The 19,376-nt window shown below is 70.0% G+C and carries 23 protein-coding genes, 2 tRNA genes and 1 riboswitch; of the genes, 6 read left to right on the top strand and 19 right to left on the bottom strand.

Features of this window, described 5'->3' with window-relative positions; translation table 11 throughout:
• Nucleotides 1-74: 74 nt before the first annotated feature.
• Nucleotides 75-1,427: a 7,8-didemethyl-8-hydroxy-5-deazariboflavin synthase subunit CofH gene (gene cofH, locus IEY12_RS04480; protein WP_188879541.1), complete on the top strand. Its 1,353-nt coding sequence runs from the start codon at nucleotides 75-77 to the stop codon at nucleotides 1,425-1,427.
• Nucleotides 1,428-1,440: 13 nt separating this feature from the next.
• A complete protein-coding gene (locus IEY12_RS04475) occupies nucleotides 1,441-1,995 on the top strand; it encodes a metal-dependent hydrolase (protein WP_229870934.1) in 555 nt (184 codons plus the stop codon).
• A 16-nt stretch (nucleotides 1,996-2,011) separates the two neighbouring features.
• Here IEY12_RS04475 and IEY12_RS04470 read toward each other — a convergent pair whose 3' ends face one another.
• The 9 genes from IEY12_RS04470 to IEY12_RS04430 all read right to left on the bottom strand — a co-directional run bounded on the left by IEY12_RS04470 (nucleotide 2,012) and on the right by IEY12_RS04430 (nucleotide 11,239).
• Nucleotides 2,012-2,392: a tautomerase family protein gene (locus IEY12_RS04470; RefSeq protein ID WP_188879535.1), complete on the bottom strand. Its 381-nt coding sequence runs from the start codon at nucleotides 2,390-2,392 to the stop codon at nucleotides 2,012-2,014.
• 78 nt (nucleotides 2,393-2,470) lie between these two features.
• Nucleotides 2,471-4,015 carry a Coenzyme F420 hydrogenase/dehydrogenase, beta subunit C-terminal domain gene (locus tag IEY12_RS04465; protein WP_188879533.1) on the bottom strand — a complete coding sequence of 515 codons (1,545 nt, stop codon included), beginning with the start codon at nucleotides 4,013-4,015 and terminating at the stop codon, nucleotides 2,471-2,473.
• Nucleotides 4,008-5,699, bottom strand: coding sequence for a nitrite/sulfite reductase (locus IEY12_RS04460; RefSeq protein ID WP_188880356.1), 1,692 nt, complete (start codon nucleotides 5,697-5,699; stop codon nucleotides 4,008-4,010). The genes IEY12_RS04465 and IEY12_RS04460 overlap by 8 nt, the downstream gene beginning before the upstream one ends.
• Nucleotides 5,700-5,917: 218 nt before the next feature.
• Entirely contained in the window at nucleotides 5,918-7,024 is a 1,107-nt protein-coding gene (gene cofG, locus IEY12_RS04455; RefSeq protein ID WP_188879531.1) for a 7,8-didemethyl-8-hydroxy-5-deazariboflavin synthase subunit CofG, read from the bottom strand.
• A gap of 130 nt (nucleotides 7,025-7,154) precedes the next feature.
• A complete protein-coding gene (locus IEY12_RS04450) occupies nucleotides 7,155-7,589 on the bottom strand; it encodes a hypothetical protein (protein ID WP_188879525.1) in 435 nt (144 codons plus the stop codon).
• A gap of 4 nt (nucleotides 7,590-7,593) precedes the next feature.
• A complete protein-coding gene (cofC, locus tag IEY12_RS04445) occupies nucleotides 7,594-8,199 on the bottom strand; it encodes a 2-phospho-L-lactate guanylyltransferase (RefSeq protein ID WP_188879516.1) in 606 nt (201 codons plus the stop codon).
• 47 nt (nucleotides 8,200-8,246) lie between these two features.
• Nucleotides 8,247-9,029 (bottom strand): hypothetical protein, encoded by a 783-nt coding sequence (locus IEY12_RS04440; protein ID WP_229870928.1) that lies wholly within the window; start codon nucleotides 9,027-9,029, stop codon nucleotides 8,247-8,249.
• Nucleotides 9,007-10,191, bottom strand: a complete 1,185-nt coding sequence (locus IEY12_RS04435) for a tubulin/FtsZ family protein (protein ID WP_188879512.1) — start codon at nucleotides 10,189-10,191, stop codon at nucleotides 9,007-9,009. Before IEY12_RS04435 ends, IEY12_RS04440 begins: the two co-directional genes overlap by 23 nt.
• A 163-nt stretch (nucleotides 10,192-10,354) precedes the next feature.
• A complete protein-coding gene (locus tag IEY12_RS04430; RefSeq protein ID WP_188879510.1) occupies nucleotides 10,355-11,239 on the bottom strand; it encodes a complex I NDUFA9 subunit family protein in 885 nt (294 codons plus the stop codon).
• Nucleotides 11,240-11,321: 82 nt separating this feature from the next.
• Between IEY12_RS04430 and tmk the strand changes: the two genes are divergently transcribed.
• Entirely contained in the window at nucleotides 11,322-11,906 is a 585-nt protein-coding gene (gene tmk, locus IEY12_RS04425) for a dTMP kinase (RefSeq protein WP_188879508.1), read from the top strand.
• Nucleotides 11,907-12,156: 250 nt separating this feature from the next.
• On the opposite strand, the gene IEY12_RS04420 is transcribed toward tmk, so the two are convergent.
• Entirely contained in the window at nucleotides 12,157-12,639 is a 483-nt protein-coding gene (locus tag IEY12_RS04420) for a DUF5813 family protein (RefSeq protein WP_188879506.1), read from the bottom strand.
• Between the two features lie 86 nt (nucleotides 12,640-12,725).
• Nucleotides 12,726-12,795, top strand: a riboswitch (Fluoride riboswitch).
• Nucleotides 12,796-12,800: 5 nt separating this feature from the next.
• On the opposite strand from IEY12_RS04420, the gene IEY12_RS04415 reads away from it, so the two are divergent.
• Together IEY12_RS04415 and IEY12_RS04410 are read left to right on the top strand one after the other, a co-directional pair.
• Nucleotides 12,801-13,202, top strand: a complete 402-nt coding sequence (locus tag IEY12_RS04415; RefSeq protein ID WP_188879504.1) for a fluoride efflux transporter FluC — start codon at nucleotides 12,801-12,803, stop codon at nucleotides 13,200-13,202.
• A 189-nt stretch (nucleotides 13,203-13,391) separates the two neighbouring features.
• On the top strand, nucleotides 13,392-13,757 hold the full coding sequence (locus tag IEY12_RS04410) for a fluoride efflux transporter FluC (RefSeq protein ID WP_188879502.1): 366 nt from the start codon (nucleotides 13,392-13,394) through the stop codon (nucleotides 13,755-13,757).
• 4 nt (nucleotides 13,758-13,761) lie between these two features.
• Here IEY12_RS04410 and IEY12_RS04405 read toward each other — a convergent pair whose 3' ends face one another.
• The 5 genes from IEY12_RS04405 to IEY12_RS04385 form a co-directional block, all read right to left on the bottom strand.
• Nucleotides 13,762-14,199 carry a universal stress protein gene (locus tag IEY12_RS04405; protein ID WP_188879500.1) on the bottom strand — a complete coding sequence of 146 codons (438 nt, stop codon included), beginning with the start codon at nucleotides 14,197-14,199 and terminating at the stop codon, nucleotides 13,762-13,764.
• 203 nt (nucleotides 14,200-14,402) lie between these two features.
• Nucleotides 14,403-14,485: transfer RNA gene (locus IEY12_RS04400), tRNA-Leu, on the bottom strand.
• A 42-nt stretch (nucleotides 14,486-14,527) separates the two neighbouring features.
• Nucleotides 14,528-14,875 (bottom strand): ferredoxin, encoded by a 348-nt coding sequence (locus IEY12_RS04395; protein ID WP_188879498.1) that lies wholly within the window; start codon nucleotides 14,873-14,875, stop codon nucleotides 14,528-14,530.
• Between the two features lie 44 nt (nucleotides 14,876-14,919).
• On the bottom strand, nucleotides 14,920-15,471 hold the full coding sequence (locus IEY12_RS04390; RefSeq protein ID WP_188879495.1) for a peptidylprolyl isomerase: 552 nt from the start codon (nucleotides 15,469-15,471) through the stop codon (nucleotides 14,920-14,922).
• A 64-nt stretch (nucleotides 15,472-15,535) separates the two neighbouring features.
• Nucleotides 15,536-16,621, bottom strand: a complete 1,086-nt coding sequence (locus IEY12_RS04385; protein ID WP_188879492.1) for an anthranilate phosphoribosyltransferase — start codon at nucleotides 16,619-16,621, stop codon at nucleotides 15,536-15,538.
• Between the two features lie 123 nt (nucleotides 16,622-16,744).
• Between IEY12_RS04385 and ahbB the strand changes: the two genes are divergently transcribed.
• Nucleotides 16,745-17,782 carry a siroheme decarboxylase subunit beta gene (gene ahbB, locus IEY12_RS04380; RefSeq protein WP_188879482.1) on the top strand — a complete coding sequence of 346 codons (1,038 nt, stop codon included), beginning with the start codon at nucleotides 16,745-16,747 and terminating at the stop codon, nucleotides 17,780-17,782.
• Here the strand turns inward: ahbB and IEY12_RS04375 are convergent.
• The 4 genes from IEY12_RS04375 to IEY12_RS04360 all read right to left on the bottom strand — a co-directional run bounded on the left by IEY12_RS04375 (nucleotide 17,772) and on the right by IEY12_RS04360 (nucleotide 19,269).
• Entirely contained in the window at nucleotides 17,772-17,966 is a 195-nt protein-coding gene (locus tag IEY12_RS04375) for a DUF7996 family protein (protein WP_188879475.1), read from the bottom strand. The two genes, ahbB and IEY12_RS04375, sit on opposite strands and share 11 nt — an antisense overlap.
• 52 nt (nucleotides 17,967-18,018) lie before the next feature.
• Nucleotides 18,019-18,363: a DUF7522 family protein gene (locus tag IEY12_RS04370; protein WP_229870925.1), complete on the bottom strand. Its 345-nt coding sequence runs from the start codon at nucleotides 18,361-18,363 to the stop codon at nucleotides 18,019-18,021.
• A 190-nt stretch (nucleotides 18,364-18,553) separates the two neighbouring features.
• Nucleotides 18,554-18,627 (bottom strand) — tRNA-Ile (locus tag IEY12_RS04365).
• 69 nt (nucleotides 18,628-18,696) lie between these two features.
• On the bottom strand, nucleotides 18,697-19,269 hold the full coding sequence (locus IEY12_RS04360; protein ID WP_188879473.1) for an FxsA family protein: 573 nt from the start codon (nucleotides 19,267-19,269) through the stop codon (nucleotides 18,697-18,699).
• Nucleotides 19,270-19,376 lie beyond the last annotated feature (107 nt).

The following is a 19,376-nucleotide window of genomic DNA, read 5'->3' as shown; positions in this document are numbered from 1 at the left end:
CCGAGTCGCGTTCGACTGCCCAACTCTCCCGACGCTACCCGCCTGCTTTTGGGTGTCCGCGCGCAACTGCGAGTATGTCTTGGATCGACGACCGGGCGAGTTCGCTCGAGGCCGACGAGTTCGGCTTCGAGGTGCTGCCCGAAACCGACCAATCCTTCGAGAACGCGCTCGCGAAGGCCCGCGACGGCGAGCGGCTCAGCGTCGACGACGGCATCGAACTCATGACCACGGGGACGGACGCCGTGGGCATCGACCCGCGACGCAAGGAACTCGTCCTCGAGGCCGCTGACCGCCGGCGCGCCGAGGTGGTCGGCGACGAGGTGACGTTCGTCGCGAACGTCAACAACAACGTCACCACCGCGTGCAACGTCGGCTGTCTCTTCTGCAACTTCAAGGACACCGCCCACCAGTTCGAGGAAGAGTATCAGGACGAGCACGGCGGCTTCACGAAGACACCGGCGGAATCCCGCGACATCGTGGGCGACGCCGTCGAGCGCGGCGTCTACGAGGTCACGTCGGTGTCCGGCCTCCACCCCGGCATGACGCTCGACGAGGAGCACCGCGAACTCCTCGACCCCGACGACCCCGAACTCAACTTCAAGCCCCCCGAGGTCTACGAGACGCCGCCCGCGACCTACCGCGAGCAGATCGCGGCGATGGCGGAGACGGGCGCACACGTTCACTCGATGACGCCCGAGGAGGTCCATCACGCCCAGCGCGGCGCGGACTGGGACTACGAGTACGTCTACCGCGAGCTCGCGGACGTCGGCCTGAAGACGGTGCCCGGGACGGCGGCCGAGATCCTCGTCGACGAGGTGCGCGACGTCATCTGCCCCGGGAAGATCACCACCGACGAGTGGGTGGCGTCGATGGAGGCCGCCGCCGACGTCGGCCTCCCGATGACCGCGACCATCATGTACGGGCACGTCGAGAACGAGGCCCACCGCGTCCGGCACCTGAAGGTGATCCGGGACTTACAGGACCGCACGGACAACATCACGGAGTTCGTCCCGCTGTCGTTCATCCACCAGAACACGCCGCTCCACGAGCACGGCGTCGTGGACTCGGGCGCCTCGAAGGCCGAGGACGAACTCATGGTCGCCGTCTCCCGGCTCTTCCTCGACAACGTGGAGCACATTCAGTCCTCGTGGGTGAAGTACGGCGACGAGCACGGGATGAAGCTCCTGAACTGCGGCGCGGACGACTTCATGGGCACCATCCTCTCCGAGGAGATTACGAAGCGCGCGGGCGGCGAGTACGGCGAGTTCCGATCCTTCCGGGACTACGCGGAGATGATCACGGCCATCGGTCGCACGCCGGTCGAGCGCTCGACGGACTACACGGAGCGCCGCCGCGTCGACCCGGACACGGCTGTCATCGGCCCCCGCCTCGGCCCGGAGGCCGACGGTACGCCGCTCCTCGACTAGGGACGCCGGCATGATGGTCACGACGCACGCGGCGATGGGCGCGGCGCTGAGCGCGCTCCTCCTCCCGCTCTCGCCCGAACTCGCGGGCGTCGCGGCGCTCGCGGCCTTCTGCGGCGGCGTCTTCCCCGACCTCGACCTCCTCGTCGGCGAGCACCGCCGCACCCTCCACTACCCCGACTACTACACGCTCCTCGCGTTCGGCCTCGCGGGCGTCGCCCTCCTCCGGCCCGTCGCCGCCACGGTCGCCGTCGCGGCGTTCGTGGCGTCGGCCGCCGTCCACTCCGTCGCGGACGCGTTCGGCGGCGGCCTCGCGCCGCGCCCGTGGGTTCGCGACGACCATCGCGGCGTCTACTGCCGCCTGCGCGGGCGCTGGGTCCACCCGCGCCACTGGGTACGCTGGGACGGCGCGCCCGAGGACCTCGCGCTCGGCGGCGCGCTCGCGCTGGTCTGCATCGCCGCCTTCGACGGCCCCGTCCGGTGGCTCGTCGTCCTCACGCTCCCGGTCTCCGCGACGTACACCGCCGTTCGCAAGCGCCTCCCGGAGTGGGCGCCGTGGCTCCTCGAGTGAGGGGCGCGTGCGGTGTCTATCCCTCCTCGGGCGTCCACTCGCCGCCGACGCGGTCGTACCCCATCATCGACGGCCCGTCGTGCTCCGTGAACACCACCTTCAAGTTCGGCGTCGGCACCCCGTACGCCTCGTGGGCGTGCTCCATCACCGCGAGCGCGAAGTCGCGCTTCGTCTCGTCGTCGCGGCCGCGCCGGACCTCGGCGTCCGCGAAGAGCAGGTCGCCCTCGACGCCGCGCCCGATGGAGAGCGCCGATTCGTCGTGCTCGCGGACGGTGACGGCGACGTGACTCGTCCCCGTGCGCATCCGCTCGGCGTACGTCTCGCGGACGAACGCGGCGAAAGCCTCCGTCTCCGTGGCGTCGAGCGACAGCGTCGTGTCGAACTGGAGCAGCGGCATGGCTGACCGTCCGCGTCGTCGGCACAAAAAACCGCGCGGCAGAACGGAGAGAGAGAGAGTCGCGTGAGTCCGACGCCGTTAGTGGCCCTGCTCGTGCGGGGCGACCTGCGTGCCGTAGTACTCGGCGTGGTCGGTGTAGTCGATGAAGCGCGGGGCGTCCGGGTCGAAGGGGCGCTCGAGCGACTCGAAGGCCTTCTTCTTGTCCCAGCCCTGCAGCTTCCCGACCGCCTTCCGGGAGTCGAGGTCGCGGTGCTCGAGGGCGGCCTCGGTGGCCTCCCACGCCTTCATCCCCTGCTCGTTGCGGACGATGACGGAGGAGTAGCCGTCCGCCGACCCCACCGAGCCGACGGTGACGTCGGAGGTCATGCCGGTGAAGTCCGCACACTCGTCACAGCCCTTGAGGGTGGCGTCGTGGAACTCGTTGACGTCCTCGGCGATGATCTGCTCGCCGTCGGTCCCGTAGACGCGCATCTCGCCCTCGATGACGTCCATCTTCCCGATGTCCTCGGGGTAGATGTCGCGCTTCTCGGCGAGCTGCTCGCCGATGAGGCGCTCGTAGTTGAAGTTCTTCGTGCACATCAGCGAGATGCGGAAGTCGACGGCCTCGACGAGTTCCGTCTGCGCGCCCTTCGACCAGTCGAAGTCCTGGAGGGCGCTGATGCCCTCGATCTCGCAGGGCGTGCCGACGAGCGCGAGGCTGAGGTCCTCGGGGTCCTTCTCGGGGAGCTTGTCCTCCCACTGCCCGAGGTCGAGGTTGCCGAGCGCCATCGTCTGGTTGTAGAACGACCCGGCGTTCTCGACGAGGTCCTCGTGGCTCGTCGCGAGGAAGGACTCGGCCTTCCACGGGTCCTCCTCGGACTCGGTGGCGACGAGCGCGCCGTCGATCTCGCCGTCTTCGAGGAGCGTGGAGAGCATCGCGGTGACGACGCCGCCGTCCTGTGCGTCCTCGTGCCAGTCGTCGCGAACCTTCGCGGTGAACTCCGTGATGGGGTCGCCCGCGCCGGAGACGTTGTCGTCGCCGCCGGTGATCTTCCACTGGCGCTCGTAGCGCAGGCCGCCGCGCGGACAGAAGTCCCAACACATCGAGCAGCCCGTACACATCTTGACGAGTTCGGGCTTCCCGTCGTCGCCGACGCCGATGGAGTCCGAGGGGCAGGCGGCGACGCACGTCCCGCACTGGATACAGCGGTCGGCGTCGATGACGGCCTCGTCGAGCTCCATGAACCACGTCTTCTCGTCGGGCGTCTCGATGTCGTTCATCTCCGAGCGGATCGAGTACTCGGGCGTGTCGAGGTCGACGCCCTCGGGAACGCCGACGCGCGTGTCCGGCTCCGCGCCGGGCGAGTCGACGTCCTGACTCTTCCCCTCGGAGGGCGGCGTGAAGTCGACGTCGCCGAGCTGGCCGTTCTCGTCGACGTTGACGGCGCCAGCACCGTCGGAGCGGAGCTCCGACGTTCCTCGCGCTCCTACGGAGCCCTCACCCCCGTCGGCGCGGACGGCCGTGGACTCCTCGCTCGGGCCGGCGTCCGTCGAACAGCCGCAGTCGCTCCCGCAGGAGCCGCTCTCGCCGTCGCTCTCGTTCGACGTCCCGACGTTCGGGACGCCCGGAGTCCGATCAGTCACCGTGCGCCACCCCCTTGGAGACGGGGCCGTCGGCACGCTGCATCACGGTGCGCAGGCGGTCGTTGTCGACGCGGCGCGTCCACTCGTAGAAGCGCTCGTCCTCCGTGCGCTCCTCGGTGTAGACGGCGAACAGCTCCTCGAGGGCGCCGGTGACGCTCCCGGCGGGGACGGCGGTCTCCACCCAGTCGAGGAAGGCGTTGTCGGGGCCGAGGCTCCCGCCGAGGCCGAAGTCCATCCCCTCGACGATGTCGTCGTCGCTGTTGTCGGCGGTCTCGACCTTCACGGTCTCGCCGCGGAAGCCGACGTCCGCGATCTGGGGCTGTGCGCAGGACGCCGAACACCCGGACATGTGCATGCGGACGACGTCGAGGTCGTCGGGCGTCTCGATCTGCTCGTCGAGCTGGCGCGCCCACTGCTTGGTGCGCGCCTTCGTCTCGATGATGGCGTACTTGCAGTACTCCGTGCCCGTACAGGCGACCGCACCGCGGGAGAACGGGCCGGGGTCGGGCTGGTAGTCCTCGGCGAACGCCTCGTTCACGAGGTCCTCGACGTTCTCCTCGGGGACGTGCGTGATGAGGAAGTTCTGGTCGGTCGCGAGGCGGACGGTCGACTCCTCGGTGCCGTACTCCTTCGCGGCGCGGGCGGCCTCGACGAACTCGTCGCCGCCGACGCGCCCGGAGATGACGTTGAAGCCGACGTACTTCAGGCCGTCCTCCTTCTGGTCGTGCACGCCGACGTGGTCGCCGGTGTACCCCTCGGTGAGGTCGATGCCGGCGTTCGGGAGGTCGACGTCACAGCGGTCGCGGACCGCCTGCTCGAAGTTCTCGGGCCCCATCTGCTGGACGAGGTAGCGCATCCGGCAGACGCCGCGGTTGTGGCGGTCGCCGAGCTCCTTGAACGTCTGCGCGATGGCGCGGCAGAACTCGACGGCGTGCTCGGGGCGGACGAAGACGTCGAGCTCGGAGGCCATTCGCGGACCGTCGGAGAGGCCGCCGCCGACGCGAGCGTGGAAGCCGTAGACGGCGCCCTCGTCGGTCTGCTTCTTCGCGGGGACGAGGCCGACGTCGTTGATCTGGGACTGCGCGCAGTCGTGCTTGCAGCCCGTGATGGTCATCTTGAACTTCCGCGGGAGGTTGGCGTACTCGCGGTTGTTCGTGAAGTAGTCGGAGACGGCGTCGATGACGGGCTGAGCGTCGAAGCACTCGTGGTCGTCGAGGCCGGCGGCCGGACAGCCGAGCACGTTCCGGGCGGAGTCACCACACCCCTGAATCGTGGTGAGCCCGACCTCGTCGTACTTGTCCCAGATCTCGGGGACGTCCTCGACTCGGATCCAGTGCATCTGGATGTCCTGGCGCGTCGTGATGTCGAGGTAGGCGTCGCCCCAGAACTCGTCGTTGACCTCCTCGTACTCCTCGTCGGGCTGGACGGCGTACTCCTCGGCGACTTCGCCGATGACCTCGGCCTGCTCGGGGGTGAGGTGCCCGCCGGGGACCTTCGTCCGCACCATGAAGTAGCCGTCCTGCTTCTGCGTGTACGCCCCCGCCCACTTGAGGCGCTCCCACTCGCCGTCGCCCGCCCGCTCCTCGATGTCGTCGAAACCGAGTTCCTCCTCTGCGTACTCGCGGAGGTCCTCGACGACGTCGAGGGGGTGTTTCTCCTGTTTCCACTGCTCGGTCGTGTTCAGACTCACTAGGTGGGTACTACACGCGCGCGACCCTCTTTCTGCGTATGCCTGCAAGGAGTGTCACGGCTCCCGGGTACGGGACGTGACTCGCCGCCGTACGTGACACGCCGCGATCCGCGAACTCCCCTTCGGCCCGCCCCGAGTGCGACGGTTCGCCGTGAACCCCGGTCGGATACGGGTCGTAGGACGGGGCAATTACTGCCTCTAAATGTGACGTCTCAGTCGGCCGCGCCGGTCGCCCCCGCCCGAACCGCCCGATAGCGCTCGCCCGCCTCGTCCGTCGCTTCGAGCGCCGATCGGATCCGCTCGGACGTCCAGCGCTCCGACTCGAGGAACCGCTCGTAGGTCGGGAGGCGCTCCGCGAGCGGGACGCCCGCGTGCTCGGCGACCGCTTCGAGTTCGCGCAGCGCCGGCCACGCGTAGTCCGGGTTCACGTGGTCGTCCGTCACCGGCGAGACGCCGCCGAGGTCGTCGACGCCGCAGTCCACCACCTCGCGGGCGTCGAAGAGGTTCGGCGGCACCTGCACCGACACCGAATCGGGGAGGACGTCGCGCGCCATCGCGACGGCGCGGCGCATCGTCGCCAGCGAGGGCGACCCCTCGTGCCAGCGCTCGTTGTCCGAGACCGGCTGGACGATGACCTCCTGGACGTGGCCGTAGCGCTCGTGGAGGTCGCGGATCGCGAGCAGGCTCTCCGCCCGGTCGCGCCACGTCTCCCCGATTCCCACGAGGATGCCGGTCGTGAACGGCACGTCGAGCTTCCCGGCGTTCGCGATGGTGTTCAGGCGCTGGCCCGGCACCTTCGAGCGCGGCCCGCCGTGCGCCCGCACCTCCGCGGTCGTCTCCAGCATCACGCCCATCGAGGCGTTCACGTCCGCGACGGCCGCCATCTCCGCGTGCGTCTGGTCGCCCGGATTCGAGTGCGGGAGGAGGCCCTCGTCGAGCGCGATTTCGCACGCCTCCCGGAGGTACGTGTGGATGGAGTCGTGGCCGAGCTCCGCGAGTTCGGCGTGGATCTCCGTGTACCGGTCGTCCGGGTCGTCGCCGAAGGTGAACAGCGCCTCCGTACAGCCCGCGTCGGCGCCGCGCCGACACGTCTCGCGTATCCCCTCGGGCGTCATCAGCGACGCCTGCCCGGGCGGGTCGTAGTAGGTGCAGTACGTGCAGGTGTAGCGACACGCCGTCGTCAGCGGCACGAAGACGTTGCGCGCGAACGAGAGCTCGTCGGCGGCCTCGACGTCGTCCGGTCGCACCGCCAGCGCGCGCTCCACGTCGCGGTCCGCGACGTGCACGTCCACCCCGTACTCCTCGACTCCCGGGAACACGCCTGTCGCTATTGCGTCCGTCCCGAAAAGGATTGCTACCCCGACACCCCGACGCGTCCGGCGGGCGCTGGCTGCCGGCTCCCGGGAACCCACCGCGTACGGCCGGCGAGTTCTTCGACCTCGCGCAACCCTACGCGTCCGCGTAGAACTCGCGGTTCCGCAGGACGAAGGACCCGTAGCCCACGGCGACGCCGCCGAGGACGACGACGACGAACGTCCCGAATATCGAGTGCAATCGGAGGCCCGCCGCCGCGAGCGCGCCGCCCGCGACGAACGCCGCGCCCGCCGCGAGCAGTACTTCGAGGCCGAGACGCGCCCGGCCCGCCCGGCGGAGCGCGTCCGTCCGCACGTCCCGTCCGAGCGGCGTGTAGGCGTCCGCGACCGGCAGCACCACCGTCACCGCCACCGCCGCCGACACCGGGCCGGCGACCGCGACCGGGGCGTCCAGCGCGAGCAGTGCGACGTCGACCAGCGTGCCCGTGACGCCGGCGAGCGCGAGCAGGCCGACCACCGACGCGGCGGCCCGCAGGAGGCGGTGTTTCATCGTCGGCCCGTCGTCCGCCACACGGTTACTCGCTTCGGGTGACGGTCGTCCGCCCGCCCGTCCGGTCGAGGCGGACGCCCGCCTCGCGGAGCCACGCGCCCGCCTCGCCCTCCCCGCGCACCAGCACGTCCGCGAGGTCCGCACGCTCGTCCACGTCGAGCGCGAGCCGCGTCGCGTCGAACTCCCGAACCGACAGCCCGCCCTCGTGGGCGGCCCGGAGGTGGTCGAGGTAGGACGTGCCGTGGTAGTCGACCGCGAAGGCGTCGTCCCGAACGACGAGCGCGTTCGTCCCGCCGCCGAGACCCGGGGCGAGCACCACGTCGCCGTCCGCCGCGAAGAAGCGCGCCAGCGCGCGCGGCGTCGCGAGCGCGAGGTCGGCCATCACCACCGCCGTCCCCGCGTCGAGACGGGCGTTCACCGCCTCGCTCAGCGGCCGCTCGTCCACGACGACGGGCGCCGCGCAGTCGACCGACTCGGTCGCGACGACGAGCGGGTCGCCGCCCGCCGCGCGGAGCGCCGCGAGGACGTCCGCGAGCAGCACGCCCGCGAGGTCGCGTCGCTCCGACGGGGTGAACAGTCCCGCGAGGCGCGTCTTCGGGTCCGTGGCGTCGAACGGAACGAGCGTCCGCATCTGGCTGTCGTAGGACGAGGAGCGTAGAAAGGCGTGCGGGTTCGACCCTAGCCGAGGCGGTCGTAGGTGTCGCGCTGGCGCAGGTACCACCAGACGCCGCCGCCGATCACGAGGAGCGCGACGACGACCCCCGCGCCGATGAACAGCCAACGCTGGGTCTGCGCGGAGGAGGCCGCGGACTCGGCCTGCTGTTCGGCCTGACTCGCGAGCGAGATGGCGTTCTCGAAGTTCCCGGCGTTGTACGCGGAGATGGCGTTCTCGACGAGCGAGGTCGCCTCACTCACGCTCGCGCCCGCGCTCTGCGCGCTCTCGATGGCGCTCTGGGCGTCCTCGATCGCGGTCCGTGCCTCCTGACTGCTCTCGGTGTACGGCCGCGTCGTGTGCGCCTCGCCGATCATCGACGCGGAGCCGCCCTGCTGGGCCTGCGTGAACTCCGCGACCGTGAGCTGCTGGGCCGGCTCGTAGCTGTACTCCTCGACCGCCGGCACCGTCCCCTCGACGCGCACGGTCACCTTGTTCACGTCCTCGCTCGCCTGCACCTGCTGCTCGAAGCTCTGCCCGGTCGGCGAGTGCTGGGCGATCTTCGCGCCCGTCTGGTCGTAGAGCGTCACCGTCCACGTCACCTGCGTGAGTTCCGTACTCCCCCGGAGCGTCCACGTGTCGTACTCCTCGTAGAGGTCGGTGAACGTGTACGTCGCGGTCTGCTGGCTCCCGACCTGCGCGGACGGCGGCGCGGTGCCGTCCACGGAGACCGCACCCGCGGGGACCGCGAGAACGGAGAGGGCGAGCAGCGCCGCGAGCGCGAGGCTAGAATAGCGGCTCGAGTTCATCGTCATCGTCTTCGACGAGGTCCTGTAAGTTCTGTTCGCTCTCGCCGCGAATGTCGTCGATGTTCTCCCGCGCCTCGATGGCGATCTGCTGGAGCTCCTTGATGCGCGGGACGTCGGTCACGCCGCTCAGGAGGACGACGGCCGCGACGTTGTTCGAGTCCTCCACGGGGTAGTCGCCGCCCCGGACCTCCATGGAGCCGGTCTGCTCTTCGAGCCACTTGCGGCCGCGCTCGATACCCTTCCGGTTGAGGAACTGCGAGGGGCCGGCGGTGACGAGGAGGGCGCGCTCGGCGCCGTTCTCGATCTTGCAGGGGAGGGTGAGCCGGCCGAGCGCGGCCTTCCGGACGAGCGAGGTGATGCGGTTCGTCGTGCTCGCGGAGTCGAGGCTGGACTGCTCGTCCCCGCCGGTGAAGCGCGAGAGGAGGCCGCTGCTCTGCTTCTCGTCGGAGACGTCTTCGGCGGCGTAGCCGACCGTGGAGACGCCGCCGCCCGCGAGCGTGTTGATGATCTCCGAGGAGTCCACGACGCTCTCGGCGACCTCGCCGCCCTGCTCGACCTCGCCGGCGCCGAAGAGGATGCCGAAGCGGGTGACGATCTCGTCGTTTATCTGCCGGTAGCCGCCCTGCATTGACTCCCCGCTCTTGCGCCACGCGTCGTTGTCGAAGACGAGGAGGTTGTCGACCTCGCGGACGAGCGTCCGGAAGGAGCGTGCGGCGTTCAGCGTGTAGATGCCGCCCTCGTCGCCCGCCGGGAGGACGCCGAGGCCGTAGACGGGTTCGGTGTAGATGCGCTTGATGTGGCGCGCCATGACGGGCGACCCGCCGGAGCCGGTGCCGCCGCCGAGACCCGTGATGATGAGGAAGGCGTCGACCTCGTGGACGGGGATGGAGTCGATGGCGCCCTGTATCTCGTCGATGTCCTCCTCGGCGATCTCGGCGCCGAGTTCGTTGTCCGCGCCGACACCGTGCCCCTTCACCCGCGACTGGCCGATGAGGACGCGGTTCTCCTGCGGGACGTGCTCGAGTCCCATCAGGTCCGCCTTCGCCGTGTTGACCGCGACGGCGGCGCGGACGACGTTGCTCCCGGTCTGCTCGTCGTGCTCCAGGAACCTGTCGAGAATCTTCCCCCCGGCCTGCCCGAAGCCGATCATTGCGAGTTTCATGTGGTGCCAGTTACAGAGAACAGAGCTATGAGACGGATAAGTGTTGTTATGACGGCTGTCGGACGACGCCCCCCATTTGACGATTTCGGCGGTTTCGGCCCTCGTAACCGAAGTACACCGTATCGACCGTTCGGCCGAATAACAGCTGTTTATATACGTTCGGTTAGGGCTCTCGGAGGTACTCCGAGAGGCGCTTCAAGTCCGCGGGGTCGCGCCCGAACGCCGCGACGTCGTTCTCCGCGACGGTGTTGTCGAAGCGCAGCGAGCGGTACTGGTCGCGCCCGAACGGCACGCCCGGCACCGCGTCCGCCATCGACATCCCGACGCCCGCGAGCCCCATCGGCACCGAGAGCACGGTCAGGGACTTCCCCTCCGCGCGGTAGATCTGCTTCGCGACGTCCGCGAGCGACAGCACCTCCGGGCCGCCGACCTCGTAGGTCTCGCCGTCGTGCTCGCGCTTCAACGCGTCCGCGATGATTCCCACGAGGTCACCCACCCAGATCGGCTGGAAGCGCGTCTTCCCGCCGCCGGGGAGCGCCGTGACGTACGGCGTCGTCAGCGTCCTCGTGAAGGAGACGAACTCGCCGCCCTCGCCGAACACCACGGACGGACGGAGGATCGTCGACGCGAGCTCGGACTCCCGCACGGCCGCCTCGGCCTGCCCCTTCGCGCGGACGTACGCCGTCTCGCCGTCGGGGTCCGCGCCGAGCGCCGACAGCTGGACGAGCTTGCGCACGTCGTGCGCCTCGGCGGCGCGGACGACGTTCTCCGTCCCCTGCAGGTGGACCTCGAAGTGCCGCTCGTCCCCGCCCTTCGGCTTGAACAGCGGCGAGAGCGCGACGAGGTGGACCACGGCGTCCTGCCCCTCGAAGGCGCCCTCCATCGAGTCGTACGCCGTCACGTCGCCCGTCACCGCCTCGACGCCCTCGGGAACGCCGTCGTCGTTCGGCGTCCGCGCGAGCGCGGTCACGTCGTGGCCCCGCTCTACGAGCTCTCGACAGAGGTGCGTGCCGATGAATCCCGTGCCGCCGGTGACGAGAACCTTCATGGTTCCTCGTTCGGGCGGTACCACCCTAAAGGTAGTCCCCGGCTTTCGGTGGCGATAAACCGCCACGCCCGAAACCCCGCGTATGCTCGTCACGCTCGAAGGTATCGACGGGAGCGGGAAGACCACCGTCTGGGAGGCGCTCCGCGAGACCCGCGACGACGGCTACGCCTTCACCCGCGAACCCACGGACTCGTGGTACGGCGAGGCCGTCCTTCGCTCCGTCCGGGACGACGACGCCGACCCGCTCGCCGAGGCGTTCCTCTACACGGCCGACCACGCCGCCCACCTCTCCCGGCTCGTCCGTCCCGCCCTCGAGCGCGGCGATATCGTCGTCTCCGACCGCTACTCGGACTCGCGCTACGCCTACCAGGGCGTCGCCCTGTCGGGTCGCGTCCCCCGCCCAATGCGGTTCCTCCGCGACGTCCACGAGCCGTGGACCAGAGAGCCGGACCTCACGCTCTACTTCGACGTCGACCCCCACACCGCCGCCGAGCGCGCCGGCGCGACGAACAAGTTCGAGCAGGCCGAGTTCCTCGCGGACGTCCGCGAGAACTACGAGCGCCTCGTCGAGGCCGACCCCGAGCGGTTCGTCCGCATCGACGCCACGCGGTCGCCCGACGCGGTCGCCGAGCGCGTCGAGGCGGTCTTCGACGCCCGCGTCGACTAGGCCGACATCGAGATGTACGTCTTCGTGTCCGCCACCCCTTCGAGCGCCTGAATCCCCGACGAGGACGCGCCGAGGAGGTCCTGCACGTCCTCGGTGTCGGCTTCGGCGATGACGTCCCACTCCCCGGCGACGTCGACTTCGTCGTCACGGTCAGCGTGGAGTCCCCGACGACCTGAAGGCGGTCGCCGCCAACGCGATTCAGGGCATCCGGGGCGTCGAGGACACCGAGACCTACATCGCGATGGACTGATTAGAGGCGGTCGGCGCTCGCGCCCGACTGCCCCCGGCCCGCCGCCCGGTCCCGGAGGTCCTGCACGTCCGGCCGATAGTCGTAGCCCGGGATGATGCCCTCGAACCACGTCCCCTCGACGTAGTTCACGACCGCGAGCGCGTCCTCGGCGGCGTGCCCCGCGCGGGCGTCGATGACCGTCTCCACGACGACGTCGCCGCCCGCGCGTTCGACCGTCGGCGGGCTCGCTTCTTCGGCGCGCGTCACGTTCGGCGCGTCCGCCACTCGCAGTTCGAGCGTCTCCAACCACCCGTCCTCGACGACGTCCGCGACCGTCTCCTGCTCCGTGACGGCCGCCGACAGCGTCGGCACGCGGACCGTCACGGTCAGCGTCCCGTCCGCGATCTCGACCGTCGCCTCCCAGTCGTTCGTCGTCGGGACGTACGCGTCGCCCTCGGCCGCGAACGTCTCGCTCTCCTCGAACTCGCGCTCGACATCGCTCATACACACGAGAACGCGAGCGACGGAAATGGGCGTTGCGCTCCACGCGCCACTCCGGTGTCGCTAAGTGCCCGCCGGTCGCATCGTCCGAGGACGCGGGCGATGGCGTCCGCCCGCCCCAAACCGCCGGAGACACCGGCTGATGACGCCTCCGTCACACAGCCATGTCCACGCGAACACTCACCGCCGGTCCGCTCCGCGCGCGCCTCCGCGTCGCCGCCCTCGTCGCGCTCGGCGGCGTCGCCGGCGCGAACTGCCGGTACGCCGCCGCCCTCCTCGCACCCGGCCTCCCCGGCACGCTCCTCGCGAACGTCCTCGGCGCATTCGCGCTCGGCTTCCTCGTCTACGGGACCCTCTACCGGGGGGCGCTCCCCGCAGACGTCCGCCTCCTCGTCTCCACCGGCTTCCTCTCCTCGTTCACCACCTACAGCACGTTCGCCGTCCAGAGCGCCACCGCGCGCCCCGCCCTCCTCGTCGCGAACGTCGCCCTCACCTACGCGCTCGGCTTCGCCGCCGTCCTCGCCGGCCGCACGCTCGCCCGCCGGATCACCGGGTGGTCCGCGTGACCGCTGCTACGGCCACCGCCCGATTGACCCACACGCGCCACCGGGGGTGGCTCGCGTGACTCACGCGGCAGCCGACCGCAGAGAGGGCGCCGCGCCCAGACGAGCGGGAGCGAGCGAACGCGAGCGACACGCGAGTCGCGCCGGACCTCCGGCCCGACTGACTCGCACTCCCCACCGGAGGTGGCTCTCGTGAGCTCCGGCTTCGCCGCCGCCACCCTCGTCGGCCTCGGCGGCGCGCTCGGCGCGCTCTGCCGGACCGCCGTCGGCGAGTCCGTCGCCGCTGACGGGTTCCCCGCGAGCACGCTCGCCGTCAACGTCGTCGGGAGCTTCCTCCTCGGCCTCCTCACCTTCGCCGGCGTCGGCGGTGACGCCATGCTTCTCCTCGGCACCGGCGCCTGCGGCGCGTTCACCACCTTCTCCTCGTTCGCCGTCGAAACCGTCCGGCTCTGGGAGACCGGCGAGCGCGTCCGCGCCGCGATTACCGCCGTCGCGAACCTCCTCGGTGCCGGCGCCGCCATCGCGCTCGCGTGGCTCATCCTCGCGCTCGCGGGCTGACCCGTCACTCCGACTCGTCGACGCGCGCCACCAACACCGGCACCGGCGACTCGCGGACGACGCGCTCCGTCACGCTCCCGAGCAGGAAGCGCTCCACGCCGCTCCGCCCGTGCGTCCCCATCGCCACCGCGTCCACGTCGCCGCTCCTCGCGCGCTCCAAAATCACCTCGTGGGGCGTCCCGTCCGCGACCACCGTCTCAGCGTCCACGCCCGCCTCGTTCGCGCGCTCGGCCACCGACGCCACCGCGCGTTCGCCCTCCGACTCGAGTTCGTTCCGCAACGCCGTCCACTTCGCCTCCGGAAGCGACCGGTAGTCGTTCGTGTCCACCACGTAGAGCGCCACCACCGTCGCGTCCGCCAGCGCCGCGAGGTCGATCGCCTCCTCGACGGCGCGGTCGCTCTCCAGGCTTCCGTCCGTCGGCACCAGAATTCGCTCGTACATACCTCGCGCTTCGAACGCCCGCCACAAGAACGTGACCGCCGGACGCGACCCCGAGGTGCCCGCGTCGCTCACGCGTGTTCGCGACAGCATGCGAGAGATGGGATTCGAACTAACGCGAGACGGTCGCTCACGTGCGCTCGCACTGCGACTCGCTAAGCCGCGAATCCCACTCGATGCGTCGCTCACGTGCGTTCGCGACAGCATGCGAGAGATGGGATTCGAACCCATGAACCCCTACGGGAGCGGGTCTTAAGCCCGCCGCTTTTGGCCGCTCAGCCACTCTCGCAGCCGGTAGTTGTCCGCTCGCCCGCAAACCGTTTTCGGTGTCCTACCAGTCCACGGAGAGGGTGCCGTCGCCGTGCGGGTCGGGCGCGACCTCCTCGTCCGTCCGCCGGTCGACGACGTGGATGACGCCCGGCCCCTTCTTCGCGGGGCAGGCCTCGGCCGCGGCGACGTTGTCGTCGAGGGCGTCCTCGCCGAAGAAGTAGGTCTTGGGCTTCCCCATCCCGGAGGTGATGTCCATCTCCCAGTTGTCGGAGACGGCGGCGCACTTCCCGGCGCCGAAGCACTTGTTCGCCTCGAAGATGATCTTGTAGGGCGCCTCCGCGACCGGTGGGGCGTTCGCCTCGCCGATGGTCGAGGGGTCGACGGGGGTCTCGTCGTCCGAATCGCTCATACCGGAGGGTGAAGGGCTCCGAGCGCTTCAGGTGTTCGGTCCGTCTAGACGCCGAGGCCGGAGTAGTCGAGGTCGCGGGTGTCGCCGTGGAGCTTCACGGACTCGAGCGTGACGTCCTTCATCGGTTCGTCGTTCCGGTCGGTCGGGACGTTCCCGATGGCCTCGACGACGTCCATGCCCTCGACGACGTCGCCGAAGACGGCGTGGCGGTCGTCGAGGTGGGGCTGGGCGTCGAGCGTGATGAAGAACTGCGAGCCGTTCGTGTTCGGCCCCGAGTTCGCCATCGAGACCGTGCCCGCGTCGTCGTGACGGAGGTCGTCGTGGAACTCGTCGTCGAACGTGTAGCCGGGCCCGCCCCGCCCGGTGCCGGTGCGGTCGCCGGTCTGGATCATGAAGTCCGCGATGATGCGGTGGACCGGGACGTCCTCGTAGTAGGGTTCGTTCTCGACGACGTCGCCCGTCTCGGGGTCCTCCCACGCGATCTTCCCGTTCGAGAGGCCCGCGAAGTTCGCGACGGTCGTCGGCGCCTTCTCCGGGTAGAGTTCGATCTCGATGTCGCCCTCGCTCGTGTGCAGCGTGGCCGTCAGGTCGCTCATACTCCCGAGATGGGCGCAAGAACGGAAAACGCCACCGGTGCGTGGCGGTCGCCGGGCGGCGGTTTCAGGCGGGGAACGCCTGCAGGTCGGCGAGCGTCTCGGCGGCCGCGCCGGTCTCGATGGCGTCGCGAGCCACCTCCAGCCCCTCCTCGAGGTCGGCGACGTCCTCGGCGGCGTAGAGGCGCAGCGCGGCGTTCAGCGCGACCGCGTCCGCGAACGCGTCGTCGCGCTCACCGGCGAGCACGGCCTCGGTGATGGCGGCGGAGTCGGCGGCGACGTCCTCGACCTGTAGGTCCTCGTTCTCGACGTCCATGCCGTACTCGGCCGTCTCGACCGTGAAGTCCGCGAGGTCGTCGCCCTCGTTCCACTCCGCGACCGTCGTCGACCCGGGGCGGACGTCGTCGTACCCCTCCATCCCTTGGAACATGAGGACGCGCGAGACGGTCGCTTCCTCGCTCTCGCGGACCGTCTCCACGATCTTCTTCGCGAACGCGAGGTGGTAGAAGCTCCCGAGGTGGACGTCGGCGTCAGCGGGGTTCGCGAGCGTCTCCACCGTGTTCACGAACGTCCGCACGCCCATCTCGTTGCGGCGCTCGAGGAGCGCGTGGACGCCCGGGTTGAAGCTCGGCTGGTAGTAGAAGCCGAAGCCGACGTCGTCCGTCATGCGCGCGGACGCCTCGGGGTCGAGGTCCGTCTCGACGCCGAGCTCGTCGAGGACGTGCTTGTACGCGACGCCGTTTCCAGAGGGGACGCGGTCGCCGGAGTGGACGACGACGGGCGTGCCCGCGCTCGCCGCGACGACGCCCGCCGCCACACCGAGGAGCGCCGAGCGGCCCTTCCCGTCGTAGTTCGCGCCGCAGTCCACCGGGTCGCAGTCGGGCGCGGCGCGCACCACGGACTCGCGGTCCATCACGTCGAGGAACGCCCCGAGCTCCTCGGGGACGTTCTTCTTCCATCGGTTCGCCAGCCAGAACGCGCCGAGCGTGGTGTCCTCGGGTGCGCCGCCGAGGATGCGCTCGAAGGCCTCCGTCGCCTGTGCGGCCGTCATGTCCTCGGCGGACTTCGGGCCGGACCCGACGACCTCACTCATCAGGCGCTTCAGCGGCCACTCGCCGTACTCCTCGCCCTCGGACTCGGATATCGTCGACATACGTGGACCTACGGACGCGGCGGCCGTAAAATCTCCCATCGCGGCTCCGCGCTTTCGTCGTCGAGCGCGACCGGCGCGCGCGGAACCGATACACGGTAGTGGGGCGCCCGCCTACGGACGGGTATGTCCGCGCTCGAGGGGGACTGGCGCGACGCGCTCGACGACGTCGACGCGCGGCTCGTCGACGGCTACCAGAGCGGCTTCCCGCTCGTCGAACGCCCGTTCCGCGCCGTCGCCGACGACTTCGGCACGACCGAACGCGACGCCCACGACCGCGTCGCGCGCCTCCGGGACGTCGGCGTCTTCCGGCGCTTCGGCGCCGTCCTCAACCCGCCCGTCATCGGCTCCTCGACGCTCGCCGCCCTCCGCGTGCCCGACGCGCGCTTCGAGGAGGTGGCCGACGTCGTGAACTCCTACCGGCAGGTGAACCACAACTACCGGCGCGACAACCCGTGGAACATGTGGTTCGTCGTCACCGCCGGGAGCCGCGAGGTCCGCGACCGCATCCTCGCCGACATCGAGGCCCGAACCGGCCTCGACGTCCTCAACCTCCCGATGCGCACCGACTACTACATCGACCTCGAGTTCCCCGTCGTCAACTCCGACCGCTTCGCGCGCGAGAGCGCCATGGAGACCGACGTCTCCGCGACGCGCGTCACCGAGGACGCCCGCCGCGACCTCACCGAACTCGAGGGCGACGTCCTCCTCGCCGTCCAGGACGGCTTCCCGCTCACCCGCACGCCCTATCGGGACGTCGCGGACGCCGTCGGCGCCGACGTCGATGCCGTCCTCGACGCGCTTCGGGACCTGCTCGCCGGGAACTGCATCAAACGCATCGGCTGCGTCGTCAACCACCTCGCGACCGGCTTCGACGCGAACTGCATGGTCGTCTGGGACGTCCCCGACGACGCCCTCGACGAGCGGGGAATCGCCGCCGGCGAACTCCCCTACGTCACCCTCTGCTACCACCGCCCGCGCCGGTCCGACCAGGAGTGGCCGTACAACCTCTTCACGATGGTGCACGGGCGCGACCCCGACGCCGTCGACGCGAAGGTCGACGAACTCGCCGTCGAGACGCTCCCCTACGACCACGAGCGCCTCCCCTCGACCGCGACGCTCAAGCAGACCGGCGCGCGCTACGACGACCTCCTCACCCGGTGAGGTCGACGTGTCGGAGCCAGCCGTACCAGAGGAGGAACACCGCCGTCGCGTACCCGCCCACGTAGAGCAGGTCGGCGACGAGCGAGAACCCGGCGCGGTTCAGGTAGTAGTGCGCCATCCCCGGCCCGAGGATGCCGACGACGAGCAGTACGGCGAGCGTCCGCCGCGAGAACGATTCGCTCATGCGTGGCTCTTGGGTGGCGGGTGTGGTGTGTCGTTCGGTTCGGGGTCGCTACCTATTCGAGTTGCGCCCGACACGTCTCCGCGAACGACGCGAGCGGCACGTCCGCGTCCGAGTCGATGCTCACGAACAGGCCCGTGAACCCGTCCTCGATGAAGTGGAACGCCGTCAGCTCCTCGAAGCGATGCATCGAGCAGTGGAGCGCGCCCGCCTCGAACAACTCCTCGAGGTAGTCGCGCCCGACCTCCCGGATGACTAACTCCTCGTGGACGCCCTCCGCGAGCGACGCCACCTTCGACTCGACGTCGTCGCGGAGGTAGACGACGTCGTAGCCCTCCCGGTCGTACGTCGCGATGATGCGAACCGACCCGCCTGCCGCATCGCGAACCGCGGCGGTCACGTTGGTGGCGTCCTCCACAATAGCTTTTCTTTCGGACTTGAAATCTATTCAAACCATTGGCCGGGCTACCGTCGAGAAGCGCGCCGTCCACGCCGGGGTACGGGGGAGTGAACGAACGATCACCTCGCTGGGACGTGTGATGGACGGAGCGAATACACGCCGAGGGCGTGGACGTCGTCAGGAACGAGAGTGGGCCAGTGCGGATTTGAACCGCAAGCCTCCACCTTATCAGAGTGGCGCTCTACCTAGTTGAGCTACTAGCCCGCCTGCACTCATTCGTTGCCGGGTGGGACAATTAAGGGTTTCTTTTCGACCGAACTACGCCACCGTCTCTCACGCCTTCGAGGGCCCGTCGTCCTCGTCGTCGAAGTCCACGTCGTAGGCGTCCTCGCCGAGGTCGACGGTGTCGCCGGCGCCGCCCGACCCGCTCGGGCCGGGGCCGCGGTCGCCGGTCATCGACCCCATGCCGCGGTCGCGCCCGTCGTCGCTCGGGAAGCCGAACGTGTAGACGTTTCCGGTGGCGAAGCCGCCCGTCCACTCGTCCATCCGCGGGACGACGTAGTACTTCTTGACGACGCGGCGGATCACGTGTCTGGTCGGCGGGAAGACGAGCAGGAACCCCACGAAGTCGGTGACGAACCCGGGCGTGAGGAGGAACGCGCCGGCGGCGATGAGGAGGCCGCCGTCGACGAGTTCGTCCGTGGGTGGGTCGCCGCGCGCGAGCGAGCGCTGGATGCGGCGTAGGGTGTGTCGGCCCTCGGCGCGTACGGCGAGCATCCCGAGGAGGCCGGTGAGCACGACGAGTGCGACGATGAGCCGCCAGTCGAGGAACGCGCTGGATGCGACGAGCAACAGCGCGTCGAGGAGCGGGATGAGCAGCAGTCCCGCGATGAGGCGCTTGGCCATCTCTGCGTCGAACTAGGCCGGGCGTGCGTTATGGGCTTTTCGAGGCGTCGCGCGCCGACCTGCGTGCCGCGACGCCTCGCCTCCACGGGTCGCACGCCGCCGCCTTC

It is taken from the genome of Halarchaeum grantii (assembly GCF_014647455.2).
Classification (GTDB): Archaea; Halobacteriota; Halobacteria; order Halobacteriales; family Halobacteriaceae; genus Halarchaeum; species Halarchaeum grantii.
Note: the sequence above shows the minus strand (reverse complement) of the source record. Positions and strands in the feature narration are given on the sequence as shown.

What these genes read in the sequence shown, in the direction of transcription:
- IEY12_RS04475 (WP_229870934.1), top strand. Translation starts at nt 1,441, where the DNA reads ATGGTCACGACGCACGCGGCGATGGGCGCGGCGCTGAGCGCGCTCCTC.
- IEY12_RS04440 (WP_229870928.1), bottom strand. Translation starts at nt 9,029, where the DNA reads ATGAACTCGAGCCGCTATTCTAGCCTCGCGCTCGCGGCGCTGCTCGCC.
- IEY12_RS04415 (WP_188879504.1), top strand. Translation starts at nt 12,801, where the DNA reads ATGTCCACGCGAACACTCACCGCCGGTCCGCTCCGCGCGCGCCTCCGC.
- ahbB (WP_188879482.1), top strand. Translation starts at nt 16,745, where the DNA reads ATGTCCGCGCTCGAGGGGGACTGGCGCGACGCGCTCGACGACGTCGAC.
- IEY12_RS04390 (WP_188879495.1), bottom strand. Translation starts at nt 15,471, where the DNA reads ATGAGCGACCTGACGGCCACGCTGCACACGAGCGAGGGCGACATCGAG.
- IEY12_RS04430 (WP_188879510.1), bottom strand. Translation starts at nt 11,239, where the DNA reads ATGAAGGTTCTCGTCACCGGCGGCACGGGATTCATCGGCACGCACCTC.
- cofC (WP_188879516.1), bottom strand. Translation starts at nt 8,199, where the DNA reads ATGCGGACGCTCGTTCCGTTCGACGCCACGGACCCGAAGACGCGCCTC.
- IEY12_RS04375 (WP_188879475.1), bottom strand. Translation starts at nt 17,966, where the DNA reads ATGAGCGAATCGTTCTCGCGGCGGACGCTCGCCGTACTGCTCGTCGTC.
- IEY12_RS04435 (WP_188879512.1), bottom strand. Translation starts at nt 10,191, where the DNA reads ATGAAACTCGCAATGATCGGCTTCGGGCAGGCCGGGGGGAAGATTCTC.
- IEY12_RS04395 (WP_188879498.1), bottom strand. Translation starts at nt 14,875, where the DNA reads ATGAGCGATTCGGACGACGAGACCCCCGTCGACCCCTCGACCATCGGC.
- IEY12_RS04385 (WP_188879492.1), bottom strand. Translation starts at nt 16,621, where the DNA reads ATGTCGACGATATCCGAGTCCGAGGGCGAGGAGTACGGCGAGTGGCCG.
- IEY12_RS04405 (WP_188879500.1), bottom strand. Translation starts at nt 14,199, where the DNA reads ATGTACGAGCGAATTCTGGTGCCGACGGACGGAAGCCTGGAGAGCGAC.
- tmk (WP_188879508.1), top strand. Translation starts at nt 11,322, where the DNA reads ATGCTCGTCACGCTCGAAGGTATCGACGGGAGCGGGAAGACCACCGTC.
- IEY12_RS04420 (WP_188879506.1), bottom strand. Translation starts at nt 12,639, where the DNA reads ATGAGCGATGTCGAGCGCGAGTTCGAGGAGAGCGAGACGTTCGCGGCC.
- cofH (WP_188879541.1), top strand. Translation starts at nt 75, where the DNA reads ATGTCTTGGATCGACGACCGGGCGAGTTCGCTCGAGGCCGACGAGTTC.
- IEY12_RS04470 (WP_188879535.1), bottom strand. Translation starts at nt 2,392, where the DNA reads ATGCCGCTGCTCCAGTTCGACACGACGCTGTCGCTCGACGCCACGGAG.
- IEY12_RS04360 (WP_188879473.1), bottom strand. Translation starts at nt 19,269, where the DNA reads ATGGCCAAGCGCCTCATCGCGGGACTGCTGCTCATCCCGCTCCTCGAC.